Raw genomic sequence first — 20,887 nt, 5'->3', positions numbered from 1 at the left:
TTAGGTCACTGAATGCGATTAAATCGTGTTTTATTGTCGATAACTTTCATAAAATACCCTCATTCTTCAACATTTGCTTGCTGGCTGAACTATGGATTTGATCCTTTCTTTATTACAACAGATGTGTGTCTACTTAGTTTTAGCTTACATGTTGAGTAAGACACCGTTGTTTCTCCCGCTGCTTAATATTTCCAGCCGCCTTGATCATAAATTAAGTGTCTATACCCTGTTTTCACTGTTTTGCATAATGGGAACCTATTTCGGTCTGCAAATTGATGATGCCATAGCCAATACTCGCGCAATCGGCGCAGTAATGGGTGGTCTATTCGGTGGTCCTGTGGTTGGTTTCTTCGTTGGCCTAACAGGCGGGATTCACCGCTACACTCTAGGCGGGTTTACCGATTTAGCCTGTGCTATTTCCACAACGGCGGAAGGTCTCATCGGCGGGTTACTGCACACTTACCTGCTCAGAAACAGCAAAGGGCGGCTGGTTTTCAGCCCTAGTATCGTTTTTGCCGTCACTCTGTTTGCCGAAATTGTTCAAATGCTGCTGATTCTACTTGTAGCCAAACCGTTTGATGAAGCTTACGATCTTGTCTCCACCATTGCTGCGCCAATGATCATTGCCAACTCAGTAGGTGCAGCGCTGTTTATGAGTATTCTGCAAGACAGAAAAACCATATTTGAAGAGTATTCCGCGACCTTTTCTCGCCGTGCTTTAAACATCGCAGAGCGCTCTGTCGGTATTCTTGCTCAAGGCTTTAACCCTAAGAATGCAGACAAAATTGCCCGCATCGTTTACGAACTCACCAACGTTGGCGCAGTCTCCATTACCGACAGAGAAAAGATTCTCGCATTCGTTGGCATCGGCGATGACCACCACAAACCCAATACTCCGATATCTTCTCAAAGTACGCTTGATGCGATTTCAGGAAACGCCATTATCTATCTTGATGGCAAAGAACAGCCTTATCAATGTTCGTTATCGCCAACCTGTAAACTAGGTTCTGCGTTAATTATTCCACTGAGAGCGGGTGACAGAGTCATTGGCACCATTAAGCTGTATGAACCGAAGCGCAAGCTGTTCTCAACTATCAATATGTCGATGGCACAAGGTATTGCTCAGTTACTTTCCAGTCAGATTCTGTATGGCGAGTATCAACAGAAACAAATCCTGCTCTCAAGAGCTGAAATTAAACTGTTGCAAGCTCAGATTAACCCTCACTTTCTGTTTAACGCTCTCAATACCATCAGTGCCGTTATCCGCAGGGATCCGACAAAAGCACGCGAATTAATTCAGCACCTATCGCAGTTTTTCCGCAGTAACTTGAAGCAGAATATCGAAACCGTGACACTCCGCGACGAGATCGCTCATGTCAACGCATACCTGACGATAGAAAAAGCCCGTTTCAGTGACCGCCTCGATGTCGAGATCGATATCGATAACTCATTATTGGAACGCAATGTGCCCACTTTCACCTTACAACCTTTGGTGGAGAACGCGATCAAACATGGTACGTCCAATCTGCTTGAAGATGGCAAAGTTCGTATATACAGCGAACCATCGGAAAGCGGCTACCGAGTAGTGGTTGAGGACAATGCTGGCAGCTATCAACCACCAAGTGATGATCATGATGGGCTGGGTATGCAGATAGTGGCGAAACGGCTAACCAATAAATTCGGTGACAACTCCGCACTGAAAATCGAAGTTGAACCGGGCCAATACACACGAATGAGCTTCCTCATTCCTAATCTAGAAAATTCTTAATTTAGAAAAGAAGTAAGGGTTTAGAAATGCTTTCAGCACTTGTGATTGACGACGAATTATTCGCGCGTGAAGAACTGATGGAATTGCTTGAAGAAAGTGGCGAAATCAACGTAATTGGCCAAGCGAACAACGCGATTGAAGGTCTTAAAAAAATAAACCAACTCAAACCCGATGTTGTCTTTCTCGATATTCAAATGCCACAGATCACTGGTATTGAAATGTTGAGCATGCTCGATCCAGAAACCATGCCCAAGGTTGTGTTCGTCACCGCCTATGACCAATATGCTTTACAAGCATTTGAAGACAATGCGTTTGACTACTTACTTAAACCGATTGAAATTGCACGTTTGAATAAGACCATCCAACGCCTGCAGCGCAGCACAACACAGAAACAAGACTTTTCTTCCATTGCGCCCGCGATGCTCGACCAAGTGCCTTGTATCGGCTTGAACCGCATCATGATTATCCCAACCACTGAGGTGGAATACGCGTTTACTGATATCAGTGGCGTACATGTTCAAACCCATAACCAAAGAGCTACCAGCCAGCTTACGCTCAAGGTTCTGGAAGAGAAAACTCAGCTTCTGCGTTGTCATCGCCAGTATTTAATTAATCTCAAAGCGATTAAAGAGATAAAGTTGCTTGAAAATGGTTTAGCGGAAATCATTACCCGTTCAGAGCATAAAGTACCGGTCAGCCGTCGCTACCTGAAAGAGTTAAAAGAAAAACTCGGATTTCATTAAAAAAGGCTCCTTATGGAGCCTTTTCTTTGCCGCACTGATCGCATGCTGATTAGCTGTGCTGTTCTATGATTCGTTGCATCGCCGAAACCGCTTGTTTCCACTCCTGCATCGCTTTTAAGTCTTGATAGCTAAAGTTTTGCTTCTTCAGTAACTGATGTGCTTGAGGAACGTCAACAATCGCCAAGTTGTCCAGCACTTCAACCGCAGCTTCACGCTTATTGCACATCAGAATCATGTCACACCCTGCATCCAGCGCTTGTTGTGAACGCTCTGCTGGCGATCCCATGATTGCCGCACCTTCCATGCTTAAATCGTCAGAGAAGACAATGCCTTTAAAGCCCATCTCTTGGCGCAATACCTTTTTCAACCAGTAAGGAGAACCACTGGCAGGCTGATCATCAAAATGCGGGTAAATCACATGTGCAGGCATCATAGCATCAAGAATATCGGCCTCAATCTGCGCTTTGAAAATCGAGATATCATCACTGATGACTTCACGTTCATCGTAAGGGGTTTCTAGATGAGAATCTGCAATCACCGCACCATGACCAGGAAAGTGTTTTCCTGTTGTTGCCATCCCTACCGATTTCATTCCCTGCATAAACGCACTGCTGTATTTCAACACAGTCGAGACTTCATCACCGAACGCACGGTTGCCAATTGCGCGACATTCAAAGCCTTTATCTAGTACTGGCGCAAAGCTCAAATCGACATCGTGAGCAATCAACTCCGCTGCCATTAGCCATCCACCTTGCTTTGCCAGCTCAACGCCGTTCTCATTCTTTGCATACAACTGAGCGGCCGGAATCTTACTAAATCCTTCGCGAAAACGCTGAACTCGGCCGCCCTCCTGATCAACACCAATCAAGATAGGACGCTTTGCCGCTTGGCGAATCGCTTTGTTTAACGCCAACAACTGTTGGTTATCATGATAATTGCGAGCAAACAATATGACACCACCAACCGTAGGGTGCTGCAAAATCTCGCGATCTTCTGCGGTTAATTCATAGCCTTCCACATCAAGCCATAACGGTCCCATTATTTCTCCTAATTTCAAAATTTGTCACTGCGGGTGAGGTTATTCAGTTTATTTTTCAATTACAATGAGTTTGTTTAGATCTGACGGCGAGATTACATAATGAGTGAGCGTGAACTGTACATAGGAATTATGTCTGGAACGAGTCTGGATGGCGTGGATACCGCTTTGGTGGCGATACAAGACGATAAAATAGAACTCATCGACCACGATTTCTTTCCTTTTCCCTCTGAGCTCAAATCGCGCGTTTTGAATATTTGTATTGGTCAGGCAACCCATTTACCTGAAATTGGCGAAATCGATCATGAGCTTGGTCACCTGTTTGCTGACGCCGCTTTAGCTCTGGTAAATAAATCGAATATTGATAAACAACAGATTCGCGCCATTGGCAGCCATGGACAAACTGTCTTCCACCAGCCTAATGGTGCAAAACCATTTACGATGCAGTTAGGCGACAGCAACATAATTGCCGCCAAAACGGGCATAACCACCGTTGCGGATTTCAGACGAAAAGACATGGCATTGGGCGGTCAAGGCGCGCCTTTGGTTCCTGCTTTTCACCACACGATTTTCCAAGTCAAAGACTCCAGTGTTGTAGTACTCAACATTGGTGGCATCTCAAATATCTCCGTTCTTAAGCCTAATGGTGAAGTTATTGGATATGACACAGGTCCGGGCAATATGCTGATGGATGCTTGGTGCCAAGTGAACTGGAATGAAAGCTATGACAAAGATGCTTCCAGAGCCAAACAAGGCAAAGTTATACCTGAGTTGCTTTCACGTTTTTGTCAGGAGCCCTATTTGTCTGAACCCGCTCCGAAAAGCACAGGGCGTGAGCTGTTTAACATGCCTTGGTTAGAACAACATCTCCAAAACACCCATTACTCACCGGAAGACGTTCTTCGTACTTTGTGTGAATTTACCGCTGTGACTATCTGCGACGAAGTGGCTAAGTTCGCGATTGGATCACAACCCGAGTTGTTAGTCTGTGGCGGCGGCGCGCAAAACCCTCTGCTGATGGAAATAATCCAATCTCTTCTGCCAAATTGGGTCATTGCCCCGACGATTAGCAAAGGAGTAGACAGTGACTATATGGAAGCCATGGCCTTTGCTTGGCTTGCCCAGCGCAGAATGCATAATTTGCCAAGTAATTTGCCCGCAGTTACTGGAGCCTCTCGCCTTGCAAGCTTAGGCGTCGTATACTTTTCGAATTAATATTCGAACTCAAAAATAGCAGTAACCATCACGGCTTAAATTAGAGGTTATTGAGGTGATTCATGGCTAACGACGCACTTTTATCCGCGCTTTCTCATATTGTGTCAAAAGAACAAGAGCTCAATGATTTAGAGCAACATTTTCAGTCTCCAAAACCTCACCACAAAGCTGAAAATGAACAAGAAAAATTAAAAAAACGTGCCGTGCGAATCGTCATGCAAGCAACAGACTGTGATACCCAAACCGCACAGTCTCTGTTACAGGAATGCGGATATAGCGCCAAGGTTGCGATTTTGATGTTGTTGACTGGTGTTGATGCGGATCTGGCAAAAGAGAAGCTTTCTGAATCTGACGGTGTTCTGCACAAAGTAATCAAAAATCAGTAGCAACTCGCTACTCTGAAGAATCGAAAGCGAGCCTAATATTAGGCTCGCTTTTTATCAATGCGGTTCGTTCTAAGACGGGGCTTTAATCAGTGACACCACGGTTTCACCTTCTTTCGGCTCGAACGCGTTGAGATCAGAGCAGATCTGCACTCTATTGCGAGCATCAACCAAGAAAAGTGGTAGCACATAACTCTCCTGATGTTTCTTCAAGTAATCATCATAAGTGAAGTTTTCGCTCAGTTTGGTGTGCTTGATCTCTCCACCCTGATTGATCAAACTTGCTAGTTTCTTATAGCTGACATCAGCGCCCAGAAATGACAAACCATGGTACTCCTGCGCCACCACGTGTTTATCTTTGGTATTACCGTTGACCTTATCATGCAAGCAAAAAACGCGTTTCTCACCAAAGTCTGATAAGAACTGCATACACGCCATGATATTAAAGTGTTTATCAGGGCTGAGGGCGACCACATGCCCTATCCCAATTAAGTTCAGATATTCATCGGCATGGCTTGAAATTGGATTGCCGTAATAGTTCTCTAATCCTGCCATTCTCGCTTGGCGGATATAGTCCCAGTTCGAATCGGTAAGCACCACACGACAATCATACTTCATGATCGCCAAGCCTAACTGACGAGCCACATCATTCGCGCCAATAATAAGAAAACCTTTAGGCGCCGGTTCTGCCACTTGTAGTGCTAATGCCATTGGTCGTGCCGTAGCGCTTTGCAAAACAACAGTACCGATAATCACCATAAAGGTCAGCGGCACCAGCAGCTCGGCCTCTGTCATACCAATAGAACTCAGCTTAATGGCAAACAATGATGAAATAGACGCAGCAACAATGCCTCGCGGCGCTACCCATGCAAGGAAGAGTTTTTCCTTGAACGCCAAATTGCTGCGTAAAGTGGAAAGCATAATAGACGCTGGTCGGGAGATAAGCTGCATAACAACAAACAGCAATAACGCACTCCAACCTAATGTCATGAAGTCACTCAATTGAATGCGCGCCGCCAACAAAATGAATAAACCTGTTATCAGCAAGATAGTCAGGTTCTCTTTAAAGTGCAGTATGTGGCGGATATTGACGTCTTTAGCATTGGCAAGCCACATCCCCATCACAGTCACTGTCAGCAAACCGGATTCGGATTCAATGTGATTTGATAGAGCAAAAATTCCCAATACCACACTCAGAACGCCAAAAGGTTGGAGATACTCCGGTATCAGCCCCTTGCGTAACACATAAGCAACCGCGGCTCCCGACAACACGCCAAACGCTAAACCTACCGCGATGATAAGAGCAAAGACCTGTAGACTATGCGCTTCACTGCTGGAGACAATAAATTCATACACCATCACAACGAACAATGCTCCTAGAGGATCAATCAGAATGCCCTCCCAGCGCAGTATGTTCGACAACCTTGTATTTGGTCTTACCGTTCTTAGCAGTGGAACGATAACGGTAGGTCCCGTCACCACAGTCAAACTGCCAAACAGAAATGAGAGGGGCCAATCAAACCCAAGTAACAAATGAACCGCAAAGGAAGTGATAGCCCAAGAGATCACTGCACCGATGGAAACTATGCTCCATACGGTGTTACTGACTCCGCGTATCTCTTTGAAGTTAAGAGTTAAGCTACCTTCAAACAGAATAACGGCAACGGCTAACGAAACGAGTGGGAATAACAGATCACCAAGCAGTTGTTGAGGAACAAGAATGCCCGTGAGAGGGCCTGCAATGATGCCTGCTAGTAGCAAAAATAAAATCGCTGGTAAACGTAAACGCCAAGCTAACCACTGACAAAACAGACCAACAACACCGACACTAGCAAAAACTAACGCAAGTGATTCATCGTGCATAGTAGCACCTCAACATCCTGCAACTGACGAGTAATAAAAGGGGAAAGTAAAACATTTCAGTTAGTTATTGTACTCATTCCAGCCACGTTGCCATTCCATACGAAATCGCTGCGCTTGATCAGTTCCTTCACAAACACCTTCGTAATATTGACCATTTACGCCAATCTGATAAGCGACGTTAGGGTTGCAATATTCCGCGATGCCTTGCGAATAGCCGTTTTCATAATCCGATTCTTGAACATCCCCAAGCTCTGACAATATTTTGTATGAACGTTGTGAATGTCCAACCATGCCATCTTGATAGCCGATTTGATACCAGTTGCCCTCTTTCGCCAATTCGCTGTCCGTTGCCGCACACCCCAAAAGCCCTAAAACCATTACCACTGTTATTGTTTTTTTCATTATTTACCTTCAACTTAGCTAATAATCTTTAGCTCTTTAGGTATACCACTGATTGTGCATTCTTTCCTGCTAAATCCTCAAATCCATCAACAGAACCGCTTACTTTCTCTTACTGCCACTGAACAATATCAGAGACCGCTTATTTACTTCAGAAACCACTTAATTCTCTATTCGACCACTCACTAGGAAAGCGAATGTTTCTAGCCTAGCAACCCTTTACTATGCAAATTGAGCTTATTTCATAATCCAATAACAAAGGACAATCGCTATGTTGTGGTTCCTAACTTGTGTAGCAGCACTGCTAGCTGGATATTTCATCTACGGTGCTATCGTAGAGAAAATCTTCGGCATCAACGAAAGCCGTAAAACTCCTGCCCATACAAAAGCTGACGGTGTCGACTACGTTCGCATGTCAACGCCTAAAGTTTACCTAGTTCAACTTCTTAACATCGCTGGTGTTGGCCCAATCTTCGGTCCAATCATGGGTGCTCTATACGGCCCTGCGGCAATGCTATGGATTGTTGTTGGCTGTATCTTTGCTGGTGCAGTTCACGACTACTTCTCAGGTATGCTATCGATTCGTAACGGTGGTGCATCTGTTCCAACAATGACAGGTCGTTACTTAGGCAATGGCGCAAAACACTTTATGAACATTTTTGCCATTGTTCTTCTACTGCTTGTTGGTGTGGTATTCGTATCAGCGCCTGCTGGCATGATTACTAACCTAATCAACGAACAAACTAGCCTGACTGTAAGCATGACAACTATGGTAGTCATCATTTTTGCTTACTACATTATCGCAACTATCGTTCCTGTAGATAAAATCATCGGCCGCTTCTACCCACTGTTTGGCGCACTGTTGATTTTCATGTCTGTTGGTCTGATCACAGCTATCGCATTCTCTAGCGAACACCAAATCCTAGGCGGCTTTGAACCAAGCGACATGTTCAGCAACCTGAACCCTAAAGATATGCCTTTGTGGCCAGCATTATTCATCACCATTGCTTGTGGTGCTATCTCTGGTTTCCACGCTACTCAGTCTCCACTAATGGCTCGTTGTATTGAAAATGAAACTAATGGCCGTTTCGTATTTTACGGAGCAATGATTGGTGAAGGTATCATCGCGCTAATCTGGTGTGCTATCGCTCTATCGTTCTTCGATTCACTTGAAGGTCTTCAAGCTGCAGTGGCTAACGGTGGTCCAGGTAACGTAGTTTACAGCGCTTCATTCGGTCTACTAGGCGTATTCGGTGGCATCATCGCATTCCTAGGTGTGGTTATCCTGCCAATCACTTCTGGCGACACAGCGTTCCGTTCAAGCCGTCTGATCCTTGCTGAGTACTTCAACATGGAACAGAAAACAATGCGTAACCGTCTACTAATGGCTGTTCCACTATTCATTATCGGTGGCGTACTGACTCAAGTAGATTTCGGAATCATCTGGCGTTACTTCGGTTTTGCTAACCAAACAACAGCTGTAATGATGTTGTGGACAGCTTCTGCATACCTACTACGTCATAACAAGTTCCACTGGATTACAACGGTTCCAGCGGCATTCATGACTTCAGTTTGTATCACCTTTATCCTAAACAACGGTACGCTAGGCTTTGGTCAGCCAATGCAACTATCAACTATCATTGGTGTTGTCGCGGCGCTAGCTATCACAGCTTACGTAATTAAAATCTCTAAAGGCAAAGGCGATACTGAGTTTGCTGACGAAGAGAAACCGACAGGTGTGACTGAAACGGTTTAATCTGTATCAATAAAGTCTTATAGATACTAAAAGGGCTCCAATCGGAGCCCTTTTTCTTATTCACGTTTTGTATCAAGAAGATATGAAATTAATCAACCTGCTTGATTTGCAGTTCTTTTGGTACTTCGAAGAACATATTCTCTTCGCGGCCTAGCACTTCTTCTACAGAAGTAGCACCAAGTTCTTTAATGCGATTAATAATTTGGTTAACTAACTCTTCTGGTGCTGAAGCACCCGCCGTTACGCCCACTTTGCTCTTACCGTCGAACCATTCTGGACGTACATCTTCAGGGCAGTCCGTCAGATAACCTGGCGTACCTAATTTCTCAGCCAACTCTTTCAATCGTGTTGAGTTAGATGAGTTTTTAGAACCGACCACAATCATCACATCGACTTCACTCGCAAGGATACGAACGGCATCCTGACGGTTCTGTGTCGCGTAGCAAATATCATCCTTACGCGGGCCTTGAATTTCAGGGAACACTTCGCGCAGTTTATCGATCACATCGGCCGTTTCATCCACAGACAAGGTGGTTTGGCTGACATAATGCAGATGACTTGGATCTTTCACTTTCTCTACCAGAGCAATCACATCATCTGGTTTTTCTACCAGATACATACCGCCTTTATCGCTGGCGTATTGCCCCATAGTGCCTTCAACTTCAGGATGCCCAGCATGACCGATAAGCACCACTTCCATATGCTTGCGGCTTGCACGAGCCACTTCCATATGTACTTTAGTCACTAACGGACAGGTTGCATCGAAGACGGTTAAATCGCGTTCTTTCGCTTCCTGACGCACAGCTTGAGAAACACCATGAGCAGAGAAAATCACAATGTTGTTATCTGGAACTTCATGCAGTTCTTCGACAAAAACCGCTCCACGTTGTTTTAGCCCTTCAACCACAAAACGGTTGTGTACGACTTCATGACGAACATAGATAGGTGGCTGATACATTTCTAATGCACGTTCTACAATGCTGATGGCACGATCAACACCAGCGCAGAAGCCGCGAGGGTTAGCTAACAGTATTTTCATGTTATTGCTCATGGATGTATTAATAAGTAATCAGTTATTCGACAGACAAGATTTCGACATCAAAGATAACATCTTGTCCGGCTAGCGGGTGGTTAAAATCCACCGTCACGGAATCACCGACAATCTCAGTGATGATCCCCGGAATTTCCATACCGTCAGGGCCACTAAACGCCATAATGGTACCCACTTCCACCTCTGTTTCACCGATAAATTTCGCTCGGTCCATATGGTGGATGTTGTCTGGGTTTGGCTGTCCAAAAGCATCTTCCGCAATCAATTCGATCGCTTGGCTTTGTCCAGCAGTCATTCCGATAAGGCATTTTTCAAAGTTTTCACTCAGGCTGCCATCGCCAATCACAAACTTAGCTGGCTTGCCTAAATTATGTGTACTGTCGGCTACAGAGCCATCTTTTAATTTGATAGTAAAATGCAGAGTTACAGCAGAGTTCTGATTAATTGTTGTCACGTTGGGCTTCCTTTAGATTGTTCGAGATCTTTTTCGTCTCGTTTATTTCTTTTATTTGAATTTCAAATATTGATTGTTCTTCTAACAAAAAGCGCTCTCCGAATCAACGGACAGCGCTTAGGGTTATTAGGCTTTGATAGAACTTACGCCGCTTTTTTACTGCTACGGAAACTATCTAAGATAATCATCGCAGCACCAATACAAATTGCGCTATCGGCTAAATTGAAGGCCGGCCAGTGGTAATTACCCCAGTAAAAATCAAGATAATCAACAACAAATCCGTGAACAACGCGGTCAAACACGTTACCCACAGCGCCACCAATAATCAGCGCATAAGCGATGTTATTCCATTTATCGCTAGCAGGTAGACGTCTCATCCAAAATGCGAGTAAACCTGTTACAACAAATGCAATTGCAGTAAAGAACCAACGCTGCCAGCCCGCTTGATCGCTCAAAAAGCTAAAAGCCGCGCCATAGTTATGAACATATAGCAGGTTGAAGAAAGGAAGAATCTCAATACGATTTTCCCAACCATAGCCCATGCTATTCATTACAACTAATTTAATGCCAATGTCTGCCACAAACACCAAGAGGGCCAGCCATAGCCAGCGCACTCCTGATTGTTTTAGCGTTAATGCTTGCTGTGTCATGTAAACGCCTTTGGTTATGCGAATTTACGAACTTCGCCTTCGCCGTCAACGTTCGACACACAGCGACCACAGATTTTCTCGTGACCAGCAATAGTGCCAACGTCTGCAGTATGGTGCCAACAACGGTCACACTTCTCTGCTTCAGTTTTGCTTACTTGAACGAACAAGCCTTCGATCTCAGTTTCATGTGCAGCTTCTGTCTTCTCAGAGACTGGTTTAACCGCAGCTTTAGAAGTCAGTAGTACGAAGCGAAGTTCATCTTCAAGCTTGTTGAGTTTCGCTGCTAGTGCGTCATCAGCAAACAGAGTCACTTCAGCTTGCAGAGAACCACCAATAGTTTTCTCGTTACGTGCATTTTCAAGCAGTTTGTTCACCGCACCGCGAATCTCTTGGATTTCAGTCCAGAACTCGTTGTTAAGCTCTTCGCCTTCAACAAGACCAAACAGACCTTGGTACCATTCGCCAGTGAATACAAACTTGCTGCGCTCTTCACCGTTTTCTTGCTTAGCTGGCATTTCGTTCCAGATTTCATCCGCTGTGAACGACATGATTGGCGCCATCCAACGAACCAAAGCTTCTACGATGTAGTAAAGCGCTGTTTGACAGCTACGTTGAGCGTGGCCGCCTTTTTTCGCTGTGTACTGACGGTCTTTAATCACGTCTAGGTAGAAAGAACCCATTTCTACAGAACAGAAATGCATTAGGCGTTGAACAACCGCGTGAGTGTTGTACTCATCATATGCTTTCACAATTTCTTGTTGTGCAGCAAAGGCACGCGCCACAGCCCAACGATCCAGAGCAACCATATCTTCCGCTGCAACCATGTCCGTTGCTGGATTGAAACCGTTTAGGTTAGCTAGGAAGAAACGAGCCGTGTTACGGATACGACGGTATGAATCTGCACTACGTTTCAGGATTTCATCAGAAACCGCAACTTCACCAGTGTAGTCAGTCGAAGCAACCCATAGACGAAGAATGTCTGCGCCAAGTTTATTGGTCACATCTTTAGGAGCAACCACGTTACCGATAGATTTAGACATCTTACGGCCTTGACCATCAACCACGAAACCGTGAGTTAATACTTCTTTATATGGAGCTTTGCCTTTCATCGCGATAGATGAAATTAGAGAAGACTGGAACCAGCCACGGTGTTGGTCAGAACCTTCTAGGTACATGTCCGCTTCCGCGCCGTTGAACTCTTCACGGTTATCAACTACTGCGTAGTGAGTAACACCAGAGTCAAACCATACGTCTAGCGTGTCTAATACTTTTTCGTATTTCTCAGCGTCCGCACCAAGCAGTTCAGCAGGTTCAACGTCCCACCATGCTTGAATGCCTTTCTCTTCAACAAGTTTCGCAACTTTTTCAATCAGTTCAGCGCTGTTTGGATGAAGTTCAGACGTTTCTTTATGAACGAACAGAGCAATTGGCACACCCCAAGTACGTTGACGAGATACACACCATTCAGGACGGCCTTCGATCATGCCTTCAATACGGCTTTGACCCCATTCAGGCATCCATTGAACACTCTTGATTGATTTCAGAGCTTGTGCACGAAGACCCGCTTGATCCATTGAAACGAACCATTGTGGTGTTGCACGGAAGATGATTGGTGTTTTATGACGCCAGCAGTGTGGGTAGCTGTGCTCATAAGCGTGATGATGCAATAAGGCGCCTTTTTCTTTTAGCAACTCAACAACAGCATCGTTTGCTTTAAATACGTGTTGACCAGCAAAGAACTCAGTGTCTGGAAGGTAAACACCGTTTGAACCTACTGGGTTCGCCACTTCTAGACCGTACTTCTGACCAACGGCAAAGTCTTCTTGACCGTGTCCAGGTGCTGTGTGAACCACACCAGTACCTGAATCTGTTGTTACGTGATCACCAAGGATCGCAGGAACAGTGAAGTCATAGAATGGGTGTTGGAACTGAGCCAGCTCAAGGTCGCTACCTTTAGCAAAACCTAGATTATGGAAATGCTCGATACCCGCACGATCCATCACTTCTTTTGCTAGCTCAGAAGCAACAATAATACGCTCAGGCTGCTGATCTTTTTCAGAATCGCCTTCTACTTGAATAAGAACGTACTCAAGATCGTCACGTAGACACACTGCACGGTTCGCTGGAAGCGTCCATGGTGTTGTTGTCCAGATTACGATTGAAACATCACCTTCCCCAGCATGATCAGATTTCAGATCAAACTTAGACAGAAGTGTCGCTTCATCTGCTGCTTTGAAACGCACATCAATAGAAGGAGAAACTTTGTTTTTGTACTCAACTTCTGCTTCTGCCAGTGCTGAACCACAATCTGTACACCAGTGAACAGGTTTGAAACCTTTTAGTAAGTGGCCGTTGTCAGCAATTTTGCCTAGCGCACGGATGATGTTTGCTTCAGTTGCAAAATCCATAGTGCGGTACGGTTTGTCCCACTCACCAAGAATACCAAGACGTTTGAAGCCTTCTTTTTGGCCTTCAACTTGACCCGCAGCGTATTCGCGACATTTTTCGCGGAACTCAGCAGCAGTCACTTTTTGGCCTGGTTTGCCCACTTTCTTTTCGACCATCAACTCGATTGGTAAGCCGTGACAGTCCCAACCCGGAATATATGGAGAGTCAAAACCAGAAAGCGTTTTAGATTTAATAATAATGTCTTTAAGAATCTTATTAAGTGCGTGACCAATGTGAATATCACCGTTGGCATATGGAGGGCCATCATGCAGGATGAAAGATTTTTTGCCTTTTTTAGCTTTACGGATTTCACCGTATAGATCTTCTTGGTACCAACGCTCTAACATTGCTGGCTCACGTTTGGCCAGATCACCGCGCATTGGGAACCCTGTCTCAGGTAAGTTCAGGGTATTTTTATAGTCACTCATCGATTCTTAATTCCGTTGTATTGGGCGAAGTTAGACATTATTTTAACCAGTGGAATCAACTGGCTAATTCTTAAACTGAAGCAACCACACCCTAGCCGCTTCAGCATCCAATTCTATTTGTTGTTTAAGCGCATCAAACGACTCAAACTTCTTTTCATCTCTTAGCTTATGCAAAAGTGCTACTTCTAACTGCTTTCCATACAAATTGCCTTGGAAGTCAAATAAGTGCACTTCTAGCTGCTGACGAACACCATTTACTGTTGGTCGTTGGCCAATATTCGCCACACCACCAATAGGTTGTTCACCGAGCCCATAAGCTTCGACAACATACACACCAGACACAGGTGAAACACAGCGTTTTAGTGGAATATTTGCCGTAGGAAATCCGATAGTACGACCCAGTTTTCGACCATGGGAAACTCGACCGCTAATACTATAGTTTCTTCCCAGCATTTCTGACGTTCCCGTCAGATCGTTTTCGGCCAGCGATTCTCGAATCGCCGTACTACTCACACGAAGCTCTTCTAAGCAGAAACTTTCCGTGCTGACGACTTCAAATCCGTACTTTTGCCCAGCCTCTTTGAGCATAGCAAAATTACCTTTGCGCTCACGGCCGAAACAAAAATCGTCGCCAACAACCAGAAACTTAACACCCAAACGTTTTACCAACAAGTCACGGATAAAACTGTCCGCATCTAGACTGGCAAAATGATGGTTAAAATTCACACACAACAGTCGATCAATATCCAGTTTACTCAGTTGAACAAACTTATCTCTCAAACGTGTTAACCGAGCAGGGGCTTTATCTTTTAAGAAAAGCTCCATAGGCTGCGGTTCAAATGTCATTACGACTGAAGGTAAATTCAGCTTTTTGGCTTGTTCAGAGACTTTCTGCAGAACTTGCTGATGTCCTAAGTGAACACCGTCAAAATTACCAATCGTCAACACACAACCATTATGCTGTGCTTTGATATTATGAATACCGCGTATTAATTCCATTGGAATACGTTTAAAACCTATAGTTCTCAGTTATATTGGTGCGAAACTGGCGGATTATACCCTAATTAACATTATTCTGTCGCCGCTTTTAAATCCTTTAGGCGCAAGCCTAGAATCAATGCGGTGAGCAAATAAACAATTGCACCTAAAGCAATCAGCGCGGCCAACATTAATGCACGGTTGTGGAAGCTCCACTCAAGCCAAACCGACATATCTTCTAACTGCCATAAAATAGCAGCTACCATAGCGCCGCCAGCAACAATCAGTCGAGCAAAAAACAGCACTGTTTTACTTGAAAGCTTGTAAACACCTTGCTGATGCAAACCGTTATAAAGCAAAGCCATATTAATGAAGGCAGATAGTGCCGTTGCCGCTGCCAAACCTACGAAGCCATAGAACCAAGCAAAGATGGCGTTAAAAACCATGTTACTCACCATAGCGATAATACCGTAGCGAACAGGCGTTCTCGTGTCTTGGCGCGAGTAATACCCCGGAGCAAGAACCTTGATCAGCATAAAGTTCAGCAGACCAGCAGCATAAGCCAGCAAGGACATCGAAGCTTGTTCAACGTCATTGGCCGAGAACTCGCCGCGCATGAAGAGTACCATCAGCATTGGTTTCGCCAACACCATCAACCCCAGCATGGCAGGTACACCTAACAGAGTGACCATGCGCACGCCCCAATCCATGGTATGTGAAAACCCTTCACTGTGCGCGTCAACGTGTTTGCGTGAAAGTGCCGGCAGAATAACCGTTGCGATCGCAATACCGAACAAACCTAGCGGGAATTCCAGTAAGCGATCAGAGTAATAAAGCCAACTGATAGAACCCGTTTGTAGGAAACTGGCAACAAACGAATCAAATAGAAGGTTAATTTGGCTCACTGACACACCAAACAAAGCCGGAATCATCAAAGTGCGAATTTTGACCACTCCAGGATCTTTCCATCCCCATTTTGGCTTAACTAAGGCTCCAGCTTTGATCAAAAACGGCAGTTGGAATAAAAACTGAACTAAACCACCTAAAAACACACCTATTGCTAAACCAATTTCTGGCTGATCCAAGTTTGGCGAAATATACCAAGCGGATAAGATCATCATGACGTTTAGGAACACGGGCGTAAACGAAGAAACCGCGAACTTACCAAGGGTGTTTAATATGGCTCCCGACAAAGCAACAAAAGTAATGAACCATAAATAAGGAAAGGTGATTTTAAGAAGCAGGCTCGCCAGTTCGAATTTTGGCGCTGCGGGCCCGTCATTTAGCCAGTCCAGAAACCAACCTGCACCAAACAATGCTGTAACAACACCAGAGAACACAATACCCAGCACCGTTACAATAGAGACTAATACCCCTAATGTACCCGACGCTTTGGCTATCAGATCTCGAGTTTTGTTCATATCACCAGAGGCATGATACTCAGTTAACACTGGAACAAAGGCTTGAGAGAAAGCCCCTTCTGCAAACAGACGACGTAAAAAGTTAGGAATACGGTTGGCGAAGAAGAATACGTCTGCGCTGGCACCAGCTCCCATAAGATTTGCAACAACGATATCACGCACTAATCCCAGCACGCGGGAGATAAGCGTCATGGCACTGACAATCATGCCAGACTTGAGTAAGCGTTTGCTCACGATAACCTCGAAAAACAAGCTAAAACAACATAGTCGCCCACTGAATGCAAAGAATGTCATTCAGAGAGCAGATAAGTATTAGCATTGAAAAAAAAATACTGTTAGAATCCACGCCATCTTAACCGCGAAGGCCTTCTTATACCAAACTTGTTTGGTTCAGGTGGGTTTTTGCACAAATCATTTGACATTTTAGAGCAAATAGGGGATATTCCTCGCCCTTAAAATGTTACCTAACGAAAAGTTTTTGGGAGTTAGACCCTTGGCAAATAGTAAATCTGCTAAGAAGCGCGCTATCCAAGCTGAGAAACGTCGCCAGCACAATGCTAGCCGTCGTTCTATGATGCGCACTTACATGAAGAAAACTGTTGCTGCTATCCAAGCAGGCGACAAAGAAACTGCAACTGCTGCTTTTGCTGTAGTTACACCAATCCTAGACCGCATGGCGACTAAAGGCCTTATTCACAAGAATAAAGCAGCTCGTCATAAGTCTCGCTTCGCTGCAGCTATCAAAGCACTATAATTCTGGCTTGAATTATCAGCGATGAAAAAAACCGGCTTTTGCCGGTTTTTTTATTTTCTGATTTAACTCATTTTCTAAATCAGCTACTCACAGTACAGATTGTGAAGCAACTCAATCATCTTTTTCACTTCATCACTACTTAGAGTATAAAATACTGTTTGTGCAGATTTACGCGTGTTGACCAATCCATCTCGTCTCAACCATGCTAAATGCTGCGAAAGTGCTGATTGGCTTAATTCTAGTTTTCCGCATAACTCACCTACCGACAACTCTTGGTTGTGCAGCAAGCAAAGAATTTGTAAACGCCTTTCATTCGCCATCGCTTTGAGTAGAACAACCGCCTGAGCGGAATTCTTTTCCATTTCTTGTAGATTCATGAATAAGTCCCCTAGGAACAACTTCTAAAACGCTCTTAAGTCGGCATAATAAACTAATTCAAAATAACCTTTCTATTGAAGCAATAGCTTTGCTGACGACGTTTACTTACCCAATAACATAATAGCTATGCTCATGGGGTCATGATCTTGTCGCCTGCCTTTACTTCAATTAGCTTGGCTATCGTTATGCGGCATATTAGCGGGGTAAAGTGTTTTGGTAATATCAGTTAATTTTATTTCTGCGACGCATCTGAATTCTTATTGATTCATAACTTGCGCCTTTATTTCTGCTCGAATTAATTAGCCCTGTGTAATAATTGTTCTTTTTATCAAATTGTGTGAAGTTAATCCAACTGTAAATAATGACAAAAGTCTCATTCGAACAATTTTGTGAAATCTGCGTCACATATATTTTTGACCGCCGGATGCTGAATCATCCGTTCAGCAAAGATAACGTAATACTCTTCCTTCACTTCTTCGATAGGTGCGATCAACTGCAGGGAAAAATCATCAACCACTTCGGTTACATAAAGCAGTGGCGCTAAGAAAATCGCTTCTGGGTGGTATCGAGCAAATGCTTTCATTAACGCAGAATCATCAAACTCGCCAAGAATGTTCGGTTGAATACCTTGGTGATCGAACCATTGACGGACTTTTCGCCCCATTGATGTACGACTTCCCGGCATTAGCAACTTACGTTCTTCTAAAACCGCAGGGAATGAAACTTTGCCAAGATGATTTCGAGCAAAAAATCCCATGTTACTTTCCCCCAGCTTTTTACTAAACAAACCCGGGCTTTGGCTTGAATCAACAGGACAATCAGAAAGAATCATATCCAGTTTATGTTGGGATAACTGCTCAAGGAGAAGTTCGTGAGTAGATTCAAAACAACGTAAATGAATACTGTTGTCTTCTGGAATGGTGGTCATCAGAATCTTACTCACTAACCTTTTAGACAGCGCATCCGCAACGCCAACATCAAAAAGAACATTGGAACGCTGACTGTAGTTAACGATGTCCAGCATCTCATAACTTAAACCAAACATTCGGTCTGCATACTTAAACACCAACTGCCCAAGCTCAGTGGGTTCAATACTTCTGCCATTGCGTTTGGTCAGTTTACCGTCCATACGCTCTTCAAAAGCTTTGATTTGACCTGTTACCGTTTGAGGAGTGAGGAACAAAGCATCTGCCGCTTTAGTAACAGAACCTTGCTTGCATACCATCCAAAAGTAATAAAGGTGGTTATAGTTTAAATGAGACATAGTTGCCGAGACTCAGTAGCCAAATAATCGCTAAGGTTAAACCAAACACCCAGCATCAATCAATTAACTCGAAAAAACCGAACAAAATAAAGATTAACTACATTTTTTTCTACATCAGTTATTTTCTTTGTGACTCTTGCGTCATGTTTAGCTAATAGATAAACAAAAAAATGGCATTTTACCTAGTGCTAATCAAATCCAAAACACATAAAAATACTCTTATTATTCATATAGATAAAAACACATCAAAAAGCTCACATGCTCCAAATTGAATCTAATTAACAAAAATATCTATTTATTACAGAACTGTCATATTACTGAAATATTCGGGTTCTACTATCGCCGACAGATTCAACAACAGACCAAATGTAGTTAATTAAGGTCAATGGAGAAAACAATGATAAACCAAGCAGCTTCAACAGCGGCTCCGATTTCGTCAACGACTCGTACGCTTCGCTGGACAAACTTGGCTTTCATGATTTATTTGCTATTACTTGCCGTAACAATGGTAGGCGATGGCTTTAAATGGGCGGCAGCTGAACAAGCAAAAGTGCTTTTTGAGTTTGCTTCACACCCAGTTGCAGGATTAATGATTGGCTTAGTGGCGACAGCCCTGATCCAATCTTCAAGTACAGTCACATCAATCATCGTAGGTCTGGTTGCCGGTGGTTTACCTATCGAAACTGCAATTCCTATGGTAATGGGCGCGAACATTGGTACAACAGTAACCAACACTATCGTTAGCCTTGGTCACATTCGTTGTAAAGAAGAGTTCAAACGCGCATTCGCAAGTGCAACTATTCACGACTTTTTCAACTTGCTTGCCGTTGTCATATTCCTTCCTTTAGAGATCATGTTCGGTCTACTAGAGAAAATTTCTCACTGGTTAGTATCACCATTCCTTGCTGGCGGTGATATGAGCATGAAAGGTCTGAACTTCATCAAACCAATCACTAGCCCTGTTGTAGGCGCACTAAAACATCAACTAGCGGTTCTTGGTGACATGTTTGGCGGTATTGCATTAGTGGTTCTTGGTATTGCGACGATCTTTGTTGCGATTACCGTGATTGGCAAGCTGATGAAGAGCCTAATGGTTGGCCGTGCTCGTGAAATTCTGCAACACGCTATTGGTCGCGGTCCGCTACACGGTATTGCCTCTGGTACTGTTGTGACAGTATTGGTTCAGTCTTCTTCAACAACAACTAGCTTGATGGTTCCTCTTGTAGGTTCTGGTGTACTAAAAGTTCGCGAAGTGTACCCATTTACCCTTGGTGCTAACATCGGTACTTGTATTACAGCTCTGCTGGCTGCAACAGCGGTTTCAGGTGAGTTTGCAGTGTTCGCACTACAGATTGCTCTGGTACACCTATCGTTCAACGTACTTGCGACAATCTTGATTTACGGTGTTCCGTTCTTACGCGAAATTCCGTTGAAAGGCGCCGATTACATTTCAGACATGGCGGTGAAAAGTAAGTCTGTGGTTGCAGGATACTTACTCTCAGTATTCATCGTTATCCCAAGCGTAATTCTTGCTTTGTCTTAAATCGAATCACTTCAAGAAGCTCTCCTACAAGGGGAGCTTTTTTTTATATCAGAAGTAAAACCAGAATCTTTGCTTATTGTTAAAAGTGGCAATTACAAATAATTGCGTTATCATTTGTTTAAAGTTTCTTATTTTCAAATCTAACAGTAAAACTTACTGATTATAGATTTGAAAATAGCAAAAGTTGCTTCGTATAACCCCACTGATACGGTGTGGGGGTCTCTACCAGAATCCGTAAAATTCTGATTACGAAGAGTTAAGCGAATAGGTTATCGCTTTCTCTTTGTATGGGCTCCATTTACCTCACATACCTATAAGGTAATAAAGGTAAAACACCACTCAAGATGAAAAGCGA

At 44.0% G+C, this 20,887-nt stretch carries 18 protein-coding genes and 1 riboswitch; of the genes, 7 read left to right on the top strand and 11 right to left on the bottom strand.

Going from position 1 to position 20,887, the window contains the following annotated elements; genetic code table 11:
- Positions 1-91: 91 nt before the first annotated feature.
- Together AAGA51_RS02900 and btsR are read left to right on the top strand one after the other, a co-directional pair.
- Positions 92-1,768, top strand: coding sequence for a sensor histidine kinase (locus AAGA51_RS02900; RefSeq protein ID WP_042484254.1), 1,677 nt, complete (start codon positions 92-94; stop codon positions 1,766-1,768).
- 26 nt (positions 1,769-1,794) lie between these two features.
- Complete coding sequence (btsR, locus tag AAGA51_RS02895) at positions 1,795-2,511, top strand: two-component system response regulator BtsR (protein ID WP_042484258.1); 717 nt, start codon at positions 1,795-1,797, stop codon at positions 2,509-2,511.
- 49 nt (positions 2,512-2,560) lie between these two features.
- Here the strand turns inward: btsR and nagZ are convergent, their stop codons facing one another.
- The gene (gene nagZ, locus AAGA51_RS02890; RefSeq protein ID WP_042484260.1) at positions 2,561-3,550 is read right to left on the bottom strand and encodes a beta-N-acetylhexosaminidase; all 990 of its coding nucleotides are present in this window, start codon (positions 3,548-3,550) and stop codon (positions 2,561-2,563) included.
- 99 nt (positions 3,551-3,649) lie between these two features.
- Between nagZ and AAGA51_RS02885 the strand changes: the two genes are divergently transcribed.
- Positions 3,650-4,762, top strand: coding sequence for an anhydro-N-acetylmuramic acid kinase (locus AAGA51_RS02885; protein WP_042484263.1), 1,113 nt, complete (start codon positions 3,650-3,652; stop codon positions 4,760-4,762).
- Positions 4,763-4,824: 62 nt separating this feature from the next.
- The gene (locus tag AAGA51_RS02880) at positions 4,825-5,148 is read left to right on the top strand and encodes a hypothetical protein (protein ID WP_042484266.1); all 324 of its coding nucleotides are present in this window, start codon (positions 4,825-4,827) and stop codon (positions 5,146-5,148) included.
- 69 nt (positions 5,149-5,217) lie between these two features.
- Here the strand turns inward: AAGA51_RS02880 and AAGA51_RS02875 are convergent, their stop codons facing one another.
- Both AAGA51_RS02875 and AAGA51_RS02870 read right to left on the bottom strand, forming a co-directional pair.
- Positions 5,218-7,008, bottom strand: a complete 1,791-nt coding sequence (locus AAGA51_RS02875; protein WP_042484268.1) for a cation:proton antiporter — start codon at positions 7,006-7,008, stop codon at positions 5,218-5,220.
- Between the two features lie 60 nt (positions 7,009-7,068).
- The gene (locus AAGA51_RS02870) at positions 7,069-7,410 is read right to left on the bottom strand and encodes a DUF2799 domain-containing protein (RefSeq protein ID WP_042484271.1); all 342 of its coding nucleotides are present in this window, start codon (positions 7,408-7,410) and stop codon (positions 7,069-7,071) included.
- A gap of 268 nt (positions 7,411-7,678) precedes the next feature.
- Here AAGA51_RS02870 and AAGA51_RS02865 point away from each other — a divergent pair, with 268 nt between their 5' ends.
- On the top strand, positions 7,679-9,163 hold the full coding sequence (locus AAGA51_RS02865) for a carbon starvation CstA family protein (RefSeq protein WP_042484272.1): 1,485 nt from the start codon (positions 7,679-7,681) through the stop codon (positions 9,161-9,163).
- An 88-nt stretch (positions 9,164-9,251) separates the two neighbouring features.
- Here AAGA51_RS02865 and ispH read toward each other — a convergent pair whose 3' ends face one another.
- From ispH to murJ, 6 genes are all read right to left on the bottom strand, one after another.
- Complete coding sequence (ispH, locus tag AAGA51_RS02860; RefSeq protein ID WP_042484277.1) at positions 9,252-10,214, bottom strand: 4-hydroxy-3-methylbut-2-enyl diphosphate reductase; 963 nt, start codon at positions 10,212-10,214, stop codon at positions 9,252-9,254.
- 22 nt (positions 10,215-10,236) lie between these two features.
- Positions 10,237-10,668, bottom strand: a complete 432-nt coding sequence (fkpB, locus tag AAGA51_RS02855) for an FKBP-type peptidyl-prolyl cis-trans isomerase (protein WP_042484279.1) — start codon at positions 10,666-10,668, stop codon at positions 10,237-10,239.
- Positions 10,669-10,811: 143 nt separating this feature from the next.
- Positions 10,812-11,318 (bottom strand): signal peptidase II, encoded by a 507-nt coding sequence (lspA, locus tag AAGA51_RS02850; RefSeq protein WP_042484282.1) that lies wholly within the window; start codon positions 11,316-11,318, stop codon positions 10,812-10,814.
- 14 nt (positions 11,319-11,332) lie between these two features.
- Entirely contained in the window at positions 11,333-14,194 is a 2,862-nt protein-coding gene (gene ileS / locus AAGA51_RS02845) for an isoleucine--tRNA ligase (protein WP_042484286.1), read from the bottom strand.
- 63 nt (positions 14,195-14,257) lie between these two features.
- Complete coding sequence (gene ribF / locus AAGA51_RS02840) at positions 14,258-15,193, bottom strand: bifunctional riboflavin kinase/FAD synthetase (RefSeq protein WP_042484288.1); 936 nt, start codon at positions 15,191-15,193, stop codon at positions 14,258-14,260.
- 71 nt (positions 15,194-15,264) lie between these two features.
- A complete protein-coding gene (murJ, locus tag AAGA51_RS02835) occupies positions 15,265-16,827 on the bottom strand; it encodes a murein biosynthesis integral membrane protein MurJ (RefSeq protein ID WP_042484291.1) in 1,563 nt (520 codons plus the stop codon).
- A 259-nt stretch (positions 16,828-17,086) separates the two neighbouring features.
- Between murJ and rpsT the strand changes: the two genes are divergently transcribed.
- Entirely contained in the window at positions 17,087-17,347 is a 261-nt protein-coding gene (gene rpsT, locus AAGA51_RS02830) for a 30S ribosomal protein S20 (RefSeq protein WP_042484294.1), read from the top strand.
- An 83-nt stretch (positions 17,348-17,430) separates the two neighbouring features.
- On the opposite strand, the gene AAGA51_RS02825 is transcribed toward rpsT, so the two are convergent.
- Both AAGA51_RS02825 and nhaR read right to left on the bottom strand, forming a co-directional pair.
- Complete coding sequence (locus tag AAGA51_RS02825) at positions 17,431-17,724, bottom strand: ArsR/SmtB family transcription factor (RefSeq protein ID WP_042484297.1); 294 nt, start codon at positions 17,722-17,724, stop codon at positions 17,431-17,433.
- 374 nt (positions 17,725-18,098) lie between these two features.
- Positions 18,099-18,989 (bottom strand): transcriptional activator NhaR, encoded by an 891-nt coding sequence (nhaR, locus tag AAGA51_RS02820; RefSeq protein ID WP_042484300.1) that lies wholly within the window; start codon positions 18,987-18,989, stop codon positions 18,099-18,101.
- Between the two features lie 397 nt (positions 18,990-19,386).
- Here nhaR and AAGA51_RS02815 point away from each other — a divergent pair, with 397 nt between their 5' ends.
- Complete coding sequence (locus AAGA51_RS02815) at positions 19,387-20,532, top strand: Na/Pi symporter (protein ID WP_042484304.1); 1,146 nt, start codon at positions 19,387-19,389, stop codon at positions 20,530-20,532.
- A 169-nt stretch (positions 20,533-20,701) separates the two neighbouring features.
- A riboswitch (purine riboswitch) is annotated at positions 20,702-20,801 on the top strand.
- Positions 20,802-20,887: the final 86 nt, after the last annotated feature.

The organism is Vibrio diazotrophicus (assembly GCF_038452265.1).
GTDB lineage: Bacteria > Pseudomonadota > Gammaproteobacteria > Enterobacterales > Vibrionaceae > Vibrio > Vibrio diazotrophicus.
Note: the sequence above shows the minus strand (reverse complement) of the source record. Positions and strands in the feature narration are given on the sequence as shown.